A 16,392-nucleotide genomic window follows, 5' to 3' on the forward strand; every position below is an offset into this window, starting at 1 on the left:
GTGTTCACAAAAACGCGAGTACGCTCTGACGTTGTCCAGTAGGCCGGGGAGCCCGAGTGCATGCCCAATCGCCATCCATCCAGCCCCGTTGCGCCGTCCGCCGCCGCCACGGCGGCCGCGCGCGACCTGCCGCCACGTGTCCACGGGCTGCTGGAGCGACTGCTGGGCATGGTGTCCTCCGAGATGCGGCGGGCACTGGACCGGATGCTGGTGACGCTGGAGATCGAGCTCGAGCAGCACGCCCGGATGGCCCGGAACCCGGCGCTGCAGGCCGGTCACATGGCGATGCTCGGTGCGCTGCAACGCCAGCGCGAACGCTTCATCCCCACGTATCTGCGGGGGCTTGAGCAGGCCGTCTTCGGCATCCGGCAGCCGTCGACCGATACGTCGCCCGGGGTACCCACCACGCGTCCGGAGGACCTGCGGCTGGTCGACCACGGCGAGGTGGGCGAGGACGCGATGCTCGACACCATCGCGGACCGCCTCGAGGGTCGTGCACGGTTGCCCTTGCTGCTCCTGGGCCAGCGCTTCGGCGTTCTGGCGGGCGCGCCGGCGTTCGCGGCGCGGTCGCTCCCGGTCGGGCCGCACCGCCTCGCCGGGTTGCTGACCAACGCAGCGGAAGCGGTGGGCCTGGAGCGGGAGTCGCGCACCCAGCTGTACCGGATTTTCGAGCGCCAGTTCATCGACGACTACGCTGGGCTGGTCGAATCGATGAACGCGCTGCTGGAACGCGAGAATGTGTTGCCCGGGCTGACCTTCGTGCCGTTGCGCCGGCCACGTCGGCGGGTCGAAGAAACCACGTCGGCCGATCCTGCCGCAAGCGACACCGACGCCGCTACCCGCACCGGCGGGTTCACCGGATGGCTGGGCCAGACCGTGCCGATGCGCGAGCGCCCGAAGGCCGAGGCCGGTCCCGACTTCGCGCTGCTGCGCGAGTTGCTGGCCGCGCGCCGCTCGCAGGCATCGTCCGGCGAGCCGCTCCCATCCGAGCCGCGCGTGTCGCTCGACACCGGCGAGGTCGATGCCGCTCTGGGTACGCTGCAGGCGCGCTCGTCCACCACGCCCGCCGCCCACGGCGTCTCCGAGATCCGCCAGGCGCTGCTGGCGCAGAGCCGCCTGCGCCTGGGGCAGCCGGCCGCGCTGTCGCCGGAAGACAACGACACCTTCGACCTGGTCGGCCTGCTGCACAGCGGCATCGGCCGCGAGCTGCGCCCCGACAGCCCGAGCCGGATGCTGGTCGACCGCCTGCAGGTGCCGTTGCTGCGGGTGGCGCTGCATGACCACGACTTCTTCCTGAAACCCCGGCACCCGGCGCGCGAACTGCTCAACGCCGTCGCCGAACCGGGTGCGCGCTGGCTGGCCGACGACGAGGTCGACCCGCAGCTGACCACCCACATGGAGCAGGCGGTCGACCACGTCGTGCGCCACTACGACGGCGATGCGGCGGTGTTCGACACCGCCAACCGGAAGCTGCAACAACAAATCAAGCGCACCAGCCAGAAGGCCGAGATCAGCGAGCGCCGCCATGTCGAGGCCGCACGCGGACGCGAGAAGCTGGCCTTGGCCAAGCAGGAGGCCCAGGCCCTTGTCGACCGCGCGGTCGGTGATTCCCCGGCGCCGCGGTTCCTGCGCAACCTGCTCGACCAGGCCTGGGGCGATGTGCTGACGCTGGTACTGCTGCGCCACGGCGCGGAGTCACCGGAGTGGACCGCGCACGTCGCCGACACCAGCCGGATCGTCGCCGCGAGCCTGCACGGCGACCTCGCCACGCCGGAGCTGACCGGTCGCGTGTCGCATGCGCTTTCGCTGGTGGGCTATCACGGCGCGGAGGCGCAGGCGATCACGCGGCGCCTGACCGGTGCGCCCGAACTCGACGACGACGCCGCCTCGCGCACCGAACTTGCGATGAAGCTCAAGGCGCGGTCGCGGCTTGGCTCCGACGCCACCGAACCGCAGGCCGCCACGCTGCCGCGCACGCCGCGCGAGCAGGAGTTCTACGACCACCTGTGCACGTTGCCCTTCGGCACATGGATCGAATTCCCCGTCAACGAGCGCGGCGAGGTCGTCCGTCGCCGCCTGGCCTGGTACAGCCCACGCACCGGCCACGCACTTTTCGTGAACCAGCGTGGCCAGCGGATCGAGGACGGCAGCGCGCCGCAGAACCTCGACCCGGTCGCGCGCCTGTTCGCCGCCGGCACCGCGCACGTGGTCACCGCCGACCGCGGTGGCCTGGTGGATCGCGCCTGGCAAGCCACGCTTTCGATGCTACGCGGGCTGGGCCCGGGCCGCCCCGGCATTGGAGAGGTCCGATGACCGCCGACGAGTACCGCCGCGCCCCGCGCCACGACGTGCCCGACACCGTGCGCGTCATCGACACCATGACCGGCGCCGTGGTCGGCCGGATTGGCAACATTTCCGAAAGCGGGATGCTGCTGATCGCCTCCATGCCGCTGGCCGACGACGCGCTCTACCAGTTCCGCCTGGAGATCGGCGACGAGCGCCACCCGGTCATCGACGTCGGCGCGCACCTGTTGTGGCAGGACCAGGCCAGCGCGGCCGGGCAGATCTGGATGGGCTTCCGCTTCATCAAGGTCATCGATGCGCACGCTCAGCCGTTGCGCGACTGGCTGCGTTCGCTGGCGGCCCGCGCCAGCTAGCGCGCGACTGGCGCCGGCGTGCGCGAGCGGTGCAGCAGGATGGGTTCGGGCCGATGCAGGTCGAAACCCTGTGCATAGTCGATGCCGATCACCGCCAGCGCCTCCAGCACCTCCGCACTCGCGACCCATTCGGCGACCACCAGCAGCCCGCGCTGGTGGCCGATGTCGTTCACCGCCCGGACGATCGCGTAGCTCATGGGGTCGGTGAGCAGGTCGCGGATGAAGCTGCCGTCGATCTTGATGATGTCCACCGGCAGGTTCTTGAGGTAGCCGAACGACGACATGCCGGCACCGAAGTCGTCCAGTGCCAGCTTGCAGCCCGCATCACGCAGCCGCCCAAGGAAGCGCGCGACCTGCGAGAGGTTGCGCACGGCGACCGTCTCGGTGATCTCGAAGCAGACCTTCTGCGGGTCTATCCGGTGGGTATCCAACAACTGCAGGATCAGTTCGACGAGGGATTCGTCCTCGATGCTCGCGCCTGACAGGTTGATGGTCGCCAGCCTGAGTCCGTTGCCGCTGGGATGCAGGCGGTCGAAGTTGGACAGCGCGGTCTCGATCACCCAGCGGTCGATCATCGGCATCAGGCCGTAACGCTCGGCCGCCGGCAGGAAGGCCCCCGGCAGCACCAGCCGACCGTGCGGGTCGCGGAAGCGCAGCAGCAATTCGATGTAGGTCCCCTCGCCTGCGCCGGAGACCGGCCGTACCTCCTGGTACATCAGTACCAGCCGGCCCTCGGTGGCTGCCCAGCGCAGGCGGTTGGCCCACTCCATCTCGCCATGCCGGCGCGCGGTCTCGTCGTCACTGGCCGAATAGAAATGGACCCGGTTGCGACCGCTCTCCTTGGCCATGTAGCAGGCGGTGTCGGCCTGCGCCAGCACGTCCTTGAACGTCTGCCCCGGTTGGTCCAGCACGACCCCGCCGATGCTCACGCTGATGGTGTAGCTGCGCTGCTCCCAGACAAACACGTAGCCGTCGATGCGTTCGCGCAGGCGCTCGGCCAGCGCGCGGGCCTGGCCCGGGTCGTACGTCCCCGGCGCCAGCACGCCGAACTCGTCGCCCCCGAGCCGGGCAAGCAGTACCCCCTCGTCGCCGAGCTGCTCGCGCATCGTCGTCGCCAGCTGGATCAGCAACTGGTCGCCGGCGGTGTGGCCGGAGGTGTCGTTGATCAGCTTGAATTGGTCCAGGTCCAGGTACAGCAGCGTCGCCGGCGGGCCTCCCGAAGACACGCCGTCGAGCACGCGCTCCACCCGGCGCTCGAATTCGCGGCGGTTGTACAGTTCCGTCAGCGCGTCATGACTGGCCTGGTAGCCGAGCATCTCGGTCAGCTGTCGCTGCTCGGAGATGTCGGTGGCCACCATCAGCAGCATGTCCTGGCCGCCGACGTCGACGCGGGAGGTCGATACGCTCGCCCAGAATTGGTCGCCGTTGGTGGTCGTCAGCACCGCCTCGGAGGCGCTGCCGCTGGCGAGCTCGCCGGCCTGCGTGCGAATCCCCAGCCGCTGGTCGTCGAACATCGACGACAACCCCAGCTCGGCGGCGGTCTCGCCCAGCCGCAGGCGCGCCGCCTGGTTGGCGTACGTGATGCGTCCGTCGCCGGCACGTGCCAGCAGCACGAGGGCCGGCAACAGCTCGTTGAGCACGCGGAACCGCTCCTCGCTCTCGCGGTAGCGCCGGCTCATCCGCCAGCCCAGCTCGAGGGCGCGGCGCCGCGACGTCAGTACCGACCACACCAGCAAGGCGAACAGCGCGCTGGCCACCAGGCCCGGCCACAACCCCGATTGCGTCAGGTCGGCCACGGCTGTGGAATCGGCAAGTGCGTGCACCTGGATTCGCCACTCTCGGCCGCCAACCGTCAGCATGCGCGTGGTGGCCGTCCCGCCATCGGCGTGCGGACTCGGGTTGGAATCGAACAGCAGTCGTTCCGGCCCCCCGGTCACGTCGGTGACGCTGGCGTGGAACGCGGAGCCGGCGACGTCGCCGGGCAGCGAGTCGGCGATCAAGCGCTGGACATTGAACGAGATCGCCAGCGAGCCGCGCTCGCGTGCACGCCGCTGGGCCGGCGTCGCCGGTGGTTGCCCGGAATGGAAGATCGGCAGCCTCAGCGTCATCCCTTCAGGCTCGCCGGCGGCGTCAACGTCCAGGGCCTGTTGCTGCACCAGCCGGAAAGGCGCCGACAGCATCGGCCGGTCGCTGTCACGCGCGGCGAGCAGCGCGGCGAGGTTGGCCGGCTGGTCGCCCACATCCAGGCCGACCACGTCCTCGTTGCCCTCGAGCGGCGCGACCAGGGTGGTCACGTAGCGCCCGTCTTCACCGCGCTCGGCGTAGGCCAGTGCCGCGAGCCCGGCGAAGCGTTCGCGGGGTCGGAGGTTCTCGTACAGGTTGGCGAATTCGTCGGGTTCGACCTCCGACGATGCGAGGAACAGCGACTGCACCGAACGCGCCAGCAGTTCGCAGCTGCGCACGCGCTCGCGGACCGACTCGGTCACGGTCTCGGCCATCACGTCCAGGTCGGCGCGCTGGTCGGCCTCTATCCGGCGCTGCTGACCATGCGCCAGCCAGATGGAGATCGAGACGCCGAGCAACAGCGCGACCAGCGACCACACCCAGGCCGCGACACCCAACGGCGCAACGTCTTCCACCACGGACATGGGCTGCGGGGGTGGCGGGAATCGGTCAGAATCGTGGCTCTCCCGCAAAGAGAACTCCCCATGACTCACCAGGCAATGTCGAAGTTATACACGGAACATGTCGAGGAACTGCAACGACGCAGCGCCCTCGCACTGGAACGCGGTGGCTTCGACCACCTGGTCGTGCCGAGCGGATCGACCCACTACCAGCTGTTCGACGACCGCGACTATCCGTACGCGGTCAACCCGCAGTTCAAGGCGTGGGCGCCGCTTGTCAGCAACCCCGGCAGCTGGCTGGTCTACACCCCCGGCGAGAAGCCCAAACTGGTGTACTTGCAGCCGTTCGACTACTGGCACGTGGTGCCGCAGGCGCCGTCGGGCTACTGGGTGGAACACTTCGACGTGGTGGTGATCCGTGAGCCGGGCGAGGCGCTGGAGCACCTGCCGGCCGACCCGTCGCGCAGCGCGATCCTCGGCGAGCCGCAGAGCGCGCTGGACGATGGCACCGGGCGCGCGTTCGTACCCAACAACCCGGCGGCGGTGGTCAACTACCTGGAGTTCCACCGCGCGATCAAGACGCCGTACGAGATCCGGATGATGCGCGAGGCCACCGCGCACGGTGTGCGCGCGCACCGTGCCGCCGAACGTGCGTTCCGTGCCGGTGCCAGCGAGTTCGGGATCCACCTGGCCTACTGCCAGGCAGCCCGCCAGGACGCCAACGACCTGCCCTACGGCAACATCGTCGCGCTCAACGAGCACGGCGCGGTGCTCCACTACACCAACCGCGACCGCCTGCCCCCCGACGAAATCCTCAGCTTCCTGATCGACGCCGGTGCCAGCCACCTGGGCTACGCCTGCGACATCACCCGCAGCTACGCGTTCGACCCGGCCAGCGAGTTCCAGTCGATGATCGACGCCGTGGACGCGGCCGAGCAGCGCCTGTGCGACAAGGTGCGCGCCGGCACCGACTACCGGCAGATCCAGCTGGACGCGCACCTGGAAATGGCGACGGTCCTGCGCGACTTCCGCATCGTCGACATGGCGCCGGAGTCGATGGTGGAGACCGGTGTCAGCGCGAAGTTCTTCCCGCACGGCATCGGCCACTATATCGGCCTGCAGGTGCACGACGTCGGGGGCTTCCTGGCCTCCGACACCGGCGGCACCATCGACAAGCCGGAAGGCCATCCCTACCTGCGGCTGACGCGGGTGCTCGAGCCCGGCGCGGTGGTGACGATCGAGCCCGGCATCTACTTCGCCGACCTGCTGCTGCAGGAGCTGCGCGACGGCGAACACGCTGGTGCGGTGGACTGGGCCCGCGTCGACGCGCTGCGCCCCTACGGCGGCATCCGCATCGAGGATGACGTGGTGTGCACCGAAGGCGATCCGATCAACCTGACCCGGGAAGCCTTCGCCGCGCTGGGCTGAGCACCGGCACCGGCAACACCCCGACCGCCCGCGCACTGTCGCGGGCGGTCCGCTTTCCGGGGGGCGCCGCTAGGGCGTGCGCGCGGAGGCCATGAACGCCTCGATCTCGTCCGCGCTGCGGGCCAGCTTGTCGGTCAGCACCTTGTGGCCGTCCCGGGTGACCAGCACGTCGTCCTCGGTGCGGATGCCGATTCCGCGCCACTTGGCCGCCACCGAGGTGTCGTCGGGACGGATGTACAACCCCGGCTCGATCGTGAACACCATGCCCGGCTCGAGCAGGCGCGACTCGCCGTCGAGCCGGTAGTCGCCGACGTCATGTACGTCGATGCCGATCCAGTGGCCGGTCTTGTGCGGGTAGAAGCGCCGGTAGCTGCCATCGGACAGGTGCTTCTCCAGCCTGCCCTTGAGGAGGCCAAGCCGCAGCAGGCCTTCGGTCAGGGTCTCGACCGCGGCCAGGTGGCCGGCCTCGTATGCAACGCCCGGCCGCGCCTGCGCCATCGCGGCGGCGTGGGCGTCGCCGACGAGGTCGTGCAGGAGTCGCTGCTCCTTGGTGAAGCGCCCGTTGGCCGGGAACGTGCGGGTGATGTCGGCGGCGTAGCCGGCGTACTCGGCGCCCGCGTCGATCAGCACCAGGTCGCCGTCTTTGACCGGGCCGTCGTTGGCCACGTAATGCAGTACGCACCCGTTGCCGCCGGCCCCGACGATGGTGCCGTATGCCGGCACGGCGTTGCTGGCGCGGAACACGCGTTCCAGCTCGGCCTGCAGTTCGTACTCGTGGATACCCGGCCGCACCGCGCGCATGGCGGCCTGGTGGGCGGCGACGGTGATGTCGGCGGCGCGCTGCATGAAGCGGAGCTCGTCGCGGTCCTTGAACAGGCGCAGTTCGTCCAGCAGGTGCCCCAGCTCGAGGAACTCGTGCGGCGGCTTGTTGCCCATCTTCATCATTGCGCGCACGCGGTTGACCCAGCCGATCAGCTTGAGGTCGAACTCGGCGTCGCGGCCGAAGTGGTAGTACACCCGCGAGCGGCCCTCCAGCAGGCCGGGCAGGATGTCGTCGAGGTCGCTGATCGGGTACGCGTCATCCAGGCCGAACGCCCCGACCGCCCCTTCGGGCCCGAAACGCGGCCCGTCCCAGCCTTCGCGGTCGGGATCGCGCTCGCGGCAGAACAGCACGGTCTCGCCGTGCGCGCGGCCGGGGACCAGCACCAGCACCGCCTCCGGCTCCGGGAAGCCGGTCAGGTACAGCAGGTCGGAATCCTGCCGATAAGGGTAGTGGGTGTCCCGGCTGCGGATCCGTTCGGGCGCAGCTGGCAGTATCAGGATGGCGTCGTCGCCGGCGATGCGCATCAGTTGCCGGCGACGGCGTGTGTAGGCACGCGCGGGCATCGTCAGGGGAGCGGGCATGTCAGTTGAGGCTTTGGCGATGGCGGGCGGCGAGCACGCAGTCGCCGTGCAACAGGAGGGTGGCGACGCGGACGAACTCCTCGATCTCCGCCAGCGCAGCTTCGTCTTCCTCGTCGCCGTCGTCCTGCGCCTGCGCGCCGGCCAGCTTGGCCAGGTCGCCAAGTGCCTCGGTACTTTCCTCCGAGAGCTTCGGGTTCGCGCCGGCCGCCAGGCCGAAACCACCGAGGAAGCCGCGGCACCAGTCGAACAGGGCGCCGCTGCGTTCGACCAGCGGAGCGTCTGCGGCGGGCAGCAACAGCGCGAAGTCGAAGCTGCGGTCCTCCAGCTGGGCCGCGCTCGCCGTCCTCAGCCGGTCCAGCGGGCTGTCCTCGGCCGGGGTCGGCAGCGTGTCGTCCACCAGTACCCGGGCGGGCCACTCGCGGACGGGCGCACCGCCGCCGGCGAGCCATCCGCACAGGCCGCCGTGGAGTTCGGACGCGGGGCTGGCGAGCGCGAGGCGACGGATCTCGGCATCGACCTCGGACGGGTCCGGCAAGGCACTTTTCGACACGGGCAATCACCGCGATTCGGGGAGGCCAAGTCTAGCAACGGCACCGTCCACGCCGCTGCACGCCGGTTGGCGCCAGCCGACCCGGCTGCCTACACTGCCGGCTGCCTCGCCAAACGATGCGGTGCCGTGCTCCCATCGCTCCTGCCCACCGCGCGTACGCGACGACGAGCCATCGCCCTGCTCGCCTGCCTGCTGGGCGTGGCCGCGCTGGCACCGGCCCAGGCTGCCACCCGCGACTACTACTTCACCCCGATCGGCAGCGAGCAGGGGCTGGCGCAGAACTCCGTCACCGCGATGGTGCAGGACGCGCAGGGGTTCGTCTGGGTCGGCACGCAAGGTGGATTGCACCGCTACGACGGCAGCCGCTACGTGGCCTACCGGCACGACCCCGGCGATACGGCCAGCCTGCCCGAAAGCTTCGTCACCGCGCTGGCCATCGACCCCGAGGCCAACGCGCTGTGGGTCGGGCTGTACTCGCGCTACCTGGCGCGGATCGACCTCGGCAGCGGCCGGATCCAGCGGTTCGCGCTCGACGCGCCCACCGGCGACTCGCCGGCGCGCCAGGTCAGCGCGGTACTCCCGCGCGACGGCGTCGTCTGGGTCGGCACGCTCGGCGGCCTGGAGCGTTTCGACCCGGCCACCGGCGAGCGCCGGCAGGTGCTGGCGCTCACCCCGGACCGCCTGCGTCTGGCGCCCTACCAGCAGTTGCTGGCCGACCACGCAGGCAGCCTCTGGTACGCGACCGCGGCCGGCCTGTTCAAACTGGGCAAGGACCATGTCGCGCGTCGCGTCGGTGGTCCCGTTGCCGCGCGCAGCCTGTTGCTGGACCGCGACGGCACCCTGTGGGTGGGCCGCGAGGACGGTCTGTTCCGGGTGGTCGGCGACACGCTCGCCAACGCCTGGCGGCCGGCCTCCGGCCACGAGGACGACGGCCGCGTGCGGGCGATTGCGCAGGCGCCCGACGGCCGCCTGTGGCTGTCCACCTACGGCGCCGGGCTGGTCAGGTTCGACCCCGATACCGCCGAGAGTCGCAGGATACGCGGCTCGGTCGTCCCGGCGAGCCTGCCCGAGGACACCGTCGGCAGCCTGATGGTCGACCGCGGCGGGATGCTGTGGCTCGGTGGGTTGTCCCGCGGCGTGGCGGTCACCGACCCCGCCGGTGCCCGCTTCAGCTACCTGGTCGACATGGAGACCGCGCGTGGCCGCGAGGCACCCGGCAGCGACAGTGTCCGCGCCGTCCACCAGGACGCGCACGGCACCCTGTGGATCGGCACCGACGAAGGGCGGTTGCTGCGCTACCACATGGGCGAGCGGCGCTTCGAGGACTGGACCGCGCGGGTGCCGCCCACCGCCACTGCGCGCCGCATCATGGGCATCGCCGATGCCGGCCACGGACGCCTGTGGCTCGCCACCACCTCCGGCCTGCTGCGGCTGGATCCGGCAACCGGCACGTTCGAGGCCATCGCCCTGGGCAGGTTCAGCGATGCCAACCTGCGCGCGGTGCTGGTGGACCGCGATGGCAACCTCTGGCTCGGCACCTACGGCAACGGCGCGCTGCTCTACCAGCGCGACCGCCAGCGGGTGGTGCACTACGGCCACGGTGCGGGCGACCCGCGCAGGCTCGCCCACCACAGCGTCCACGCACTGCTGCAGGACCGTAAAGGCCGGATCTGGTTCGGTACCGGCGGCGGCCTGGACGTGCTGGATCCATCGAGCGGGCGGTTGCAGCACTTCCGGCACGGTGCAGGGGGCTCGGGCGCACTGCCCAGCGACATGGTGCGTGCGCTCCACCTCGACGCCGACGGCACGGTGTGGGTCGGCACCCATGCGGGACTGGCGCAAGTGGTGGAGCCGGCTCCGGGCGCGATCGGCTTCCAGCTGCCGCTGGCCGAAGTCACCGACCGGCGGCTGCCGCCGGCGGTGTACTCGATCACCAGCGATGGCGAAGGCCGCGACCGTCGCGTATGGCTGGGCACCGACATCGGCATCATCCGGTTGGATGCCGGCCTCGGACGGGCGCACACCTATGGCCTGGCCGACGGCTTGCAGGATCGTGAGTTCAATGGCGGCGCGATCGCCGTGCTGGACGACGGGCGGATCGCTATGGGTGGCGTGCGAGGGCTCAACCTCTTCGACCCGCGCAGGATGCAGGCGAGCGGCTACACGCCACCGTTGCGATTGCTCGCCGCGCGTGTCGGTGCCGATGCCCCGAACGACGAGACCGTCATGTGGCAAGCGTCGGAGCTCGACGTCCCCGACGGCGCCGACATCCTTCGACTGCGCATCGGCGCGCTCGACTTCGCCCCGGCCGCCGACACCCGCTATCGATATCGCATGGAAGGATTCGACAAGGGCTGGATCGACAACGGCACGCAGTCCGACATCACCTACACCCGGCTGCCGCCGGGCAACTACACCTTCCGCGCACAGGCGACCGACCGCGACGGCCTGTGGGGGGAGAACGAGCTGCGCGTGCCGGTGCATGTAGCACCGCCGTTGTGGCGCCACCCGCTTGCCGTCGCCGCCGCGGTGGTCGCGTTGTTGTCGCTGCTCGCATCACTGGGTTGGCGCTGGCAGCGGCGGCGGCGGCTGGAGCAGGGCTGGTTCCGGCAGATCCGCGAACGCGAGGAGCGACTCCGGCTCGCCCTGTGGGCTTCGGGGGAACAGTTCTGGGATTACGACCTCGACAGTCGCCAGATGCACCGCATGCGGGTGGTCGAGTCAACGGGCAACCGGCCCGAGATGGCCATGCACAACCAGGTCGTCGGCAACCAGGCGATCCACGAAGACGACTTCCCGCAGGTGCGCGAAGCGATGCTCCGCCACCTGCGCGGCGAGGTCGCGCTGTTCACCTCCGAACACCGCACCCGCGACGCCGAGGGCGAGCCCTGGCGGTGGGTCCGTGCGCGCGGCCGCGTGGTTGAACGCAATGCCGATGGTCGTGGCCTGCGGGTGGCCGGCACCGCGCGTGACATCACCGAGAATCGCAGCGCGGAGCGCGAGCGCCGGATCTCGAGCGAGGTGCTCCGTTCGATGGCCGAGGCGGTGGCCGTGTTCGATCGGGACTTCACGTTCATTTCGATCAACCCCGCCTTCACCCGGATGACGGGCTACAGCGATGTCGAGGTAATGCGCCGGTCCACTGCTCTGCTCGACAGCAGCCGCCACGATCCGCGCTTCTACCGCCACATGCGCGACGAACTGCAACGCGAGGGGCGCTGGTCCGGCGAGATGTGGCAGCAACGCAAGGATGGCGGCGAGTTCCTGTGCTGGCTCCAGGCCAGCTCGGTGGCCGACGCCGATGGCGAGCCCAACCACTTCGTCGCGGTGCTCAGCGACATCACCGACCAGAAGCGCGCCGAACAGGAGCTGCGTTACCTGGCCAACTACGACACCCTGACCAACCTGCCCAACCGCGCGCTGCTCGGTGAGCGGCTGTCGCGCGCGATGGTGCGGGCACGCGCGAGCGGGCGGATGATCGCGGTGCTGTTCCTCGACCTTGACCGGTTCAAGGACATCAACGACTCGTTCGGCCACGCCGCGGGCGACCGCATCCTGCGCGAGGCGGCGATGCGCCTGCAGCAGATCGTCGGCGCCGGGCACACGGTCGCGCGCCTGGGCGGCGACGAGTTCACCGTCTTGCTCGAGGACCTCGAAACCCCCGACCAGGCCGAGCAGGTGGCCCGCGAACTGATCGACGCCTTCCAGGCACCGCTGGACGTCCGCGAAGGCCAGGACGTGGTGATCTCGCCCTCGATCGGCATCAGCCTGTTCCCCGACCACGCGCTCACGCCGGCCGACCTGCTCAAGCATGCCGACACCGCGATGTACCAGGCCAAGGCCATTGGTCGGCGAGCCTTCATGCGCTACGCCGACAGCATGGACATCGAGGTGCGCCGGCGCGCGACGATCTCCTCCGCGTTGCGCAAGGTTCTGGACCGCGACGAGCTTTCACTCGCGTTCCAGCCGCGGCTGTCGTTCGCGCGTGATCGCATCACCGCGGTGGAGGCGCTGTTGCGCTGGAACAGTGCCGAGCACGGTGCGATCCCCCCGGCTCAGTTCATCCCGATCGCCGAGGAGACGGGACTCATCCTCGAGATCGGCGAGTGGGCGCTTCGGCACGCCTGCGCCACGCTGAGGCGTTGGCGCGATGAGGGGCTCGCCGAACTGTCGGTTTCGGTCAACGTGTCGGCGCTGCAGCTGCTGCGCGGCAACCTGCCCGATGTCGTGGCACGCGCGCTCGCAGAGACCGGCGTGCCGGCCGAACGGCTCGAACTCGAGCTGACCGAGTCCGTGATCATGGCCAATGCCGGCGAGACCGCGGCAACGCTGCAGGCGCTGCGCGACCTCGGCGTGCGCCTGGCGATCGACGATTTCGGCACCGGTTACTCGTCGCTGTCGTATCTCAAGCGCCTGCCGATCAACACCCTCAAGATCGACAAGGAGTTTGTCGACGACCTCTGCCACGACCCGGACGATGCCGCGATCACCAGCACCATCATCACCATGGGGCACTCGCTCGGGTTGAACGTCGTTGCCGAGGGGGTGGAGGACGCCGACCAGGTCGCGTTCCTGCGGCGCCACGGCTGCGATGAGATCCAGGGCTACTGGCTGGCCCACCCGCTGCCGGTCGGCCGTTGCCTGGAGTACCTGCTGGAGCGCGAACCCGCGTCCGCGCCCGAGGCCTGACCCGCCGCGGCCGCGTCTTGACCGGCATGCGGCGCCTGCTATCGTGCCGGGATGGACCGCTCCGAACTGCTCGCCCAGCTGCAGGCCCTCGTCGACCGCATCGACGGGCTCGCCGAGCGCAGCCGTCGGCTGCAGGAGGAGAATCGCAGCCTGCGGCAGCAGCAGGAGACACTCGCCAGCGAACGTGCCGCCCTGCTGGCAAAGAACGAGCAGGCACGGGCACGCGTTGAAGCAATGATTGCGCGGCTCAAGTCGCTGGAGCAGCACACGTGAGCACCAGCGTGCCGGTCAGCATCCGGCTGCTCGACCGCGAGTACACCGTCGGCTGCGAGCCCGACGAACGCGACAGCCTGCTGGCCGCGGCCAAGCTGCTGGACACCCGCATGCGCGAGATCCGCGGCAACAACCGGATGGCGGCACTCGACCGGGTGGCGGTGCTCGCAGCGCTGAACTTCGCGCATGAGGTCCAGCAGATGCGCCACGAGGACGAGGGCCGAACGCGCGAGCTGGCCCGCAGCCTCGGCGACCTGCAACGCAAGCTTGACGGCCTGTTCGACGACCCGGCCCGCTGAGCGGCCCAGCCCGGGCTGAATCGCACCCCTGCGAGCCCGACGAACGGGTCTTGCCGCCGCTGGCGACGCGCTATAATCGCCGCACGTCCTCTGCTGTGGACGACGGCGCGCGCAAACATTCGCCTTGTCCCTTAATTGCGACCGCGGGGGCGCAGCGGAAGCCCGGAGTGCAAGTCCGCCCTGGTAGCGGGAAGCCCGACGGCCTCCAAGCGTTCCCACTTGAACCACGGGTTCAAGGTCGTTTCGCGCGCATCGCCATCGGCGGAGGACTTTCTTTTTCGTGGAGCGCGCTTACGCGCCCGCCGGCCCGACGGCCGACCCAGTCACCCGCCCCGGACCGGATCACGCTGGATGCCCGACGAACGCGACGAACTGCTGCGCCCGTTGCGTCTGCAATTGCGACAGCGCCGACGCGAACTTGTCGCCGCCGAGCGTATCAACGCCGCCCAGCGACTTGCCCGCCAACTGCTCGATCTGGATTTCGCCCCGGTCACCGGCCACGTCGCCGGCTACTGGGCGATGGATGGCGAGATCGCCCTGCATGCCTGGCAACTCGCCCTGCCTCCGGGGTGCACCTACTGCCTGCCGGTCCTGGCCGACAACCGCCTGCGCTTCGCGCCGTGGCGCCCCGGCGATGCGCTTGTGCCCAACCGTTTCGGCATCCCCGAACCCGCGTTGGAGCGCGGAGCTCTGCTGGATGCCGGGCAGATGCAACTGGTGGTGATGCCGCTGGTGGGTTTCGACACCCACGGACATCGCCTGGGGATGGGCGGTGGCTGGTACGACCGCACCTTTGCAACACGCCTCCAGCACCCGGCGCCCCCCTGGCTGGTGGGCGCCGCGTTCGAGCTCCAGCGCGCAGAGCTGCCCGCGCCGGCCGGCTGGGACGTGCCGCTCGATGCCGTCTGCACCGAGGCCGCCATCCACGATTTCCGCAAGGTCGAATCATGAGCACACGCCGCCGCTACTGGCTGATGAAGTCCGAGCCGGACGCGTTTTCCATCGATGACCTGCAGCGTGTCGGTGTCGAGCCCTGGAACGGGGTGCGCAACTACCAGGCGCGCAACTTCATGCGCGACGGCATGCGGGTCGGCGACGGGATACTGTTCTACCACTCCAACACCAAGGTCCCCGGCATCGTCGGTACCGCCACGGTCGCCAGTCACGCCTATCCCGACGACACCCAGTTCGACCCACGGTCCCATTACCACGATCCCAAGGCCACCCGCGAAGAGCCGCGCTGGTTCCTGGTCGACGTGGCGTTCGAGCGCAAGCTGTCGCGCACGATCGCGCTGGACGAGATCAAGTCGCATGCCGACAGCCTTGGCGACGAGTTCGCCCTGATACGCCGCGGCAACCGGTTGTCGGTGTTCCCGGTGTCGGCCGCGCAGTACAAATTCCTGCTTTCCCTCGAGTAACCCACCATGTCCGAAGCCAAACGCCAGGCCGCCCTGAAGGCCATTGAGTACGTCGAACGCGACAGCATCATCGGCGTGGGTACCGGTTCGACCGTCGCCTATTTCATCGAGGCGCTCGGGGGGATGCGCGATCACATCCGCGGGGCGGTTTCGAGCAGCGAGCAGAGCACCGCCCGGTTGCGTGCAGTCGGGATCGAGGTCCTCGACCTCAACAACACCGGCACCCTGTCGCTGTACGTCGACGGCGCCGACGAGTGCGATCCGCACAAGCGACTCATCAAGGGCGGCGGCGCGGCACTGACCCGCGAGAAAATCATCGCCGAGGCAAGTTCGCGCTTCGTCTGCATTGTCGACCCGAGCAAGCAGGTCGACGTGCTCGGGCGCTTCCCGCTGCCGGTGGAGGTCATTCCGATGGCCCGCAGCCTGGTTGCCCGCGAGATCCTCGCAATGACACGGGCACAGCCGGTGTGGCGGCAGAACGAGGATGGCAGTGGCGTGGTGACCGACAACGGCAACGTCATCCTCGATATCCACGGGCTGGCGATTACCGACCCGCTCGCGCTGGAGCAGGCGATCAACCAGATCCCGGGCGTGGTCAGCGTTGGGCTTTTCGCGCGGCGCCCGGCGGACGTCGTCATCGTCGGCGGCGAGCCGCCGCAGGTCCTGTAGCCGGGCAGGCTGCGCGGCGGGGAACCCTCCGCCGCCTGGACAACTTGGCAAACCCGCGGGTTGACGCGCGCGCATGCCGCAGCGTCCCGAACTTCGAAAAGAAGAAGGCCGGTCCCTTTTGGGGACCGGCCTTCGGTGTAAATGCTCAGCGATGACCTACTCTCGCATGGCAAGGCCACACTACCATCGGCGCATGTGCGTTTCACTTCCGAGTTCGGGATGGGATCGGGTGGTTCCACACAGCTATTGTCACTGAGCAAGCTGTTGGAGTCGCGCCCAGGGGGCGCGGACTCGCATGGGGTGGGACGTAGCGAAATTGGGTCTGGAATGTCATCGACGCGTCGTCGAGTCCAAGGCCACTTGAGGTTATATGGTCAAGCC

General features: G+C 69.6%; 12 protein-coding genes, 1 rRNA gene and 1 other RNA gene. 10 read left to right on the forward strand and 4 right to left on the reverse strand.

Annotated features, from left to right (window positions below):
• Positions 1–60 precede the first annotated feature (60 nt).
• On the forward strand, positions 61–2,313 hold the full coding sequence (locus ACKVMH_RS06390; RefSeq protein ID WP_412699672.1) for a DUF1631 family protein: 2,253 nt from the start codon (positions 61–63) through the stop codon (positions 2,311–2,313).
• On the forward strand, positions 2,310–2,657 hold the full coding sequence (locus ACKVMH_RS06395) for a PilZ domain-containing protein (RefSeq protein ID WP_412699673.1): 348 nt from the start codon (positions 2,310–2,312) through the stop codon (positions 2,655–2,657). Before ACKVMH_RS06390 ends, ACKVMH_RS06395 begins: the two co-directional genes overlap by 4 nt.
• Here ACKVMH_RS06395 and ACKVMH_RS06400 read toward each other — a convergent pair.
• Complete coding sequence (locus ACKVMH_RS06400) at positions 2,654–5,305, reverse strand: bifunctional diguanylate cyclase/phosphodiesterase (RefSeq protein WP_412699674.1); 2,652 nt, start codon at positions 5,303–5,305, stop codon at positions 2,654–2,656. The genes ACKVMH_RS06395 and ACKVMH_RS06400 overlap by 4 nt on opposite strands.
• Before the next feature lie 60 nt (positions 5,306–5,365).
• Here ACKVMH_RS06400 and pepQ point away from each other — a divergent pair, with 60 nt between their 5' ends.
• A complete protein-coding gene (gene pepQ, locus ACKVMH_RS06405) occupies positions 5,366–6,709 on the forward strand; it encodes a Xaa-Pro dipeptidase (RefSeq protein ID WP_412699675.1) in 1,344 nt (447 codons plus the stop codon).
• 69 nt (positions 6,710–6,778) lie between these two features.
• Here the strand turns inward: pepQ and ACKVMH_RS06410 are convergent, their stop codons facing one another.
• On the reverse strand, positions 6,779–8,113 hold the full coding sequence (locus tag ACKVMH_RS06410) for an aminopeptidase P N-terminal domain-containing protein (protein ID WP_412699676.1): 1,335 nt from the start codon (positions 8,111–8,113) through the stop codon (positions 6,779–6,781).
• Between the two features lies 1 nt (position 8,114).
• Entirely contained in the window at positions 8,115–8,663 is a 549-nt protein-coding gene (locus tag ACKVMH_RS06415) for a UPF0149 family protein (RefSeq protein ID WP_412699677.1), read from the reverse strand.
• A gap of 126 nt (positions 8,664–8,789) precedes the next feature.
• Here ACKVMH_RS06415 and ACKVMH_RS06420 point away from each other — a divergent pair, with 126 nt between their 5' ends.
• The 7 genes from ACKVMH_RS06420 to rpiA all read left to right on the forward strand — a co-directional run bounded on the left by ACKVMH_RS06420 (position 8,790) and on the right by rpiA (position 16,011).
• Positions 8,790–13,352 (forward strand): EAL domain-containing protein, encoded by a 4,563-nt coding sequence (locus ACKVMH_RS06420; RefSeq protein WP_412699678.1) that lies wholly within the window; start codon positions 8,790–8,792, stop codon positions 13,350–13,352.
• A gap of 51 nt (positions 13,353–13,403) precedes the next feature.
• Positions 13,404–13,625, forward strand: coding sequence for a TIGR02449 family protein (locus tag ACKVMH_RS06425; RefSeq protein ID WP_215219570.1), 222 nt, complete (start codon positions 13,404–13,406; stop codon positions 13,623–13,625).
• Entirely contained in the window at positions 13,622–13,924 is a 303-nt protein-coding gene (locus ACKVMH_RS06430; protein ID WP_412699679.1) for a cell division protein ZapA, read from the forward strand. The genes ACKVMH_RS06425 and ACKVMH_RS06430 overlap by 4 nt, the downstream gene beginning before the upstream one ends.
• An 84-nt stretch (positions 13,925–14,008) precedes the next feature.
• Positions 14,009–14,196, forward strand: a non-coding RNA gene (ssrS, locus tag ACKVMH_RS06435) — 6S RNA.
• Positions 14,197–14,275: 79 nt separating this feature from the next.
• The gene (locus tag ACKVMH_RS06440) at positions 14,276–14,875 is read left to right on the forward strand and encodes a 5-formyltetrahydrofolate cyclo-ligase (protein WP_412699680.1); all 600 of its coding nucleotides are present in this window, start codon (positions 14,276–14,278) and stop codon (positions 14,873–14,875) included.
• Entirely contained in the window at positions 14,872–15,342 is a 471-nt protein-coding gene (locus ACKVMH_RS06445) for an EVE domain-containing protein (protein ID WP_412699681.1), read from the forward strand. Before ACKVMH_RS06440 ends, ACKVMH_RS06445 begins: the two co-directional genes overlap by 4 nt.
• A 6-nt stretch (positions 15,343–15,348) precedes the next feature.
• Positions 15,349–16,011 carry a ribose-5-phosphate isomerase RpiA gene (gene rpiA / locus ACKVMH_RS06450; protein WP_412699682.1) on the forward strand — a complete coding sequence of 221 codons (663 nt, stop codon included), beginning with the start codon at positions 15,349–15,351 and terminating at the stop codon, positions 16,009–16,011.
• A 143-nt stretch (positions 16,012–16,154) separates the two neighbouring features.
• Here rpiA and rrf read toward each other — a convergent pair.
• Positions 16,155–16,268: ribosomal RNA gene (gene rrf / locus ACKVMH_RS06455) — 5S ribosomal RNA — on the reverse strand.
• Positions 16,269–16,392: the final 124 nt, after the last annotated feature.

The sequence above is a fragment of the Lysobacter zhanggongensis genome, assembly GCF_046638635.1.
Taxonomy (GTDB): Bacteria; Pseudomonadota; Gammaproteobacteria; order Xanthomonadales; family Xanthomonadaceae; genus Novilysobacter; species Novilysobacter luteus.

Coding starts and splice junctions, on each gene's coding strand:
- ACKVMH_RS06390 (WP_412699672.1), top strand. CDS start 61: ATGCCCAATCGCCATCCATCCAGCCCCGTTGCGCCGTCCGCCGCCGCC.
- ACKVMH_RS06395 (WP_412699673.1), top strand. CDS start 2,310: ATGACCGCCGACGAGTACCGCCGCGCCCCGCGCCACGACGTGCCCGAC.
- ACKVMH_RS06400 (WP_412699674.1), bottom strand. CDS start 5,305: ATGTCCGTGGTGGAAGACGTTGCGCCGTTGGGTGTCGCGGCCTGGGTG.
- pepQ (WP_412699675.1), top strand. CDS start 5,366: ATGACTCACCAGGCAATGTCGAAGTTATACACGGAACATGTCGAGGAA.
- ACKVMH_RS06410 (WP_412699676.1), bottom strand. CDS start 8,113: ATGCCCGCTCCCCTGACGATGCCCGCGCGTGCCTACACACGCCGTCGC.
- ACKVMH_RS06425 (WP_215219570.1), top strand. CDS start 13,404: ATGGACCGCTCCGAACTGCTCGCCCAGCTGCAGGCCCTCGTCGACCGC.
- ACKVMH_RS06440 (WP_412699680.1), top strand. CDS start 14,276: ATGCCCGACGAACGCGACGAACTGCTGCGCCCGTTGCGTCTGCAATTG.
- ACKVMH_RS06445 (WP_412699681.1), top strand. CDS start 14,872: ATGAGCACACGCCGCCGCTACTGGCTGATGAAGTCCGAGCCGGACGCG.
- rpiA (WP_412699682.1), top strand. CDS start 15,349: ATGTCCGAAGCCAAACGCCAGGCCGCCCTGAAGGCCATTGAGTACGTC.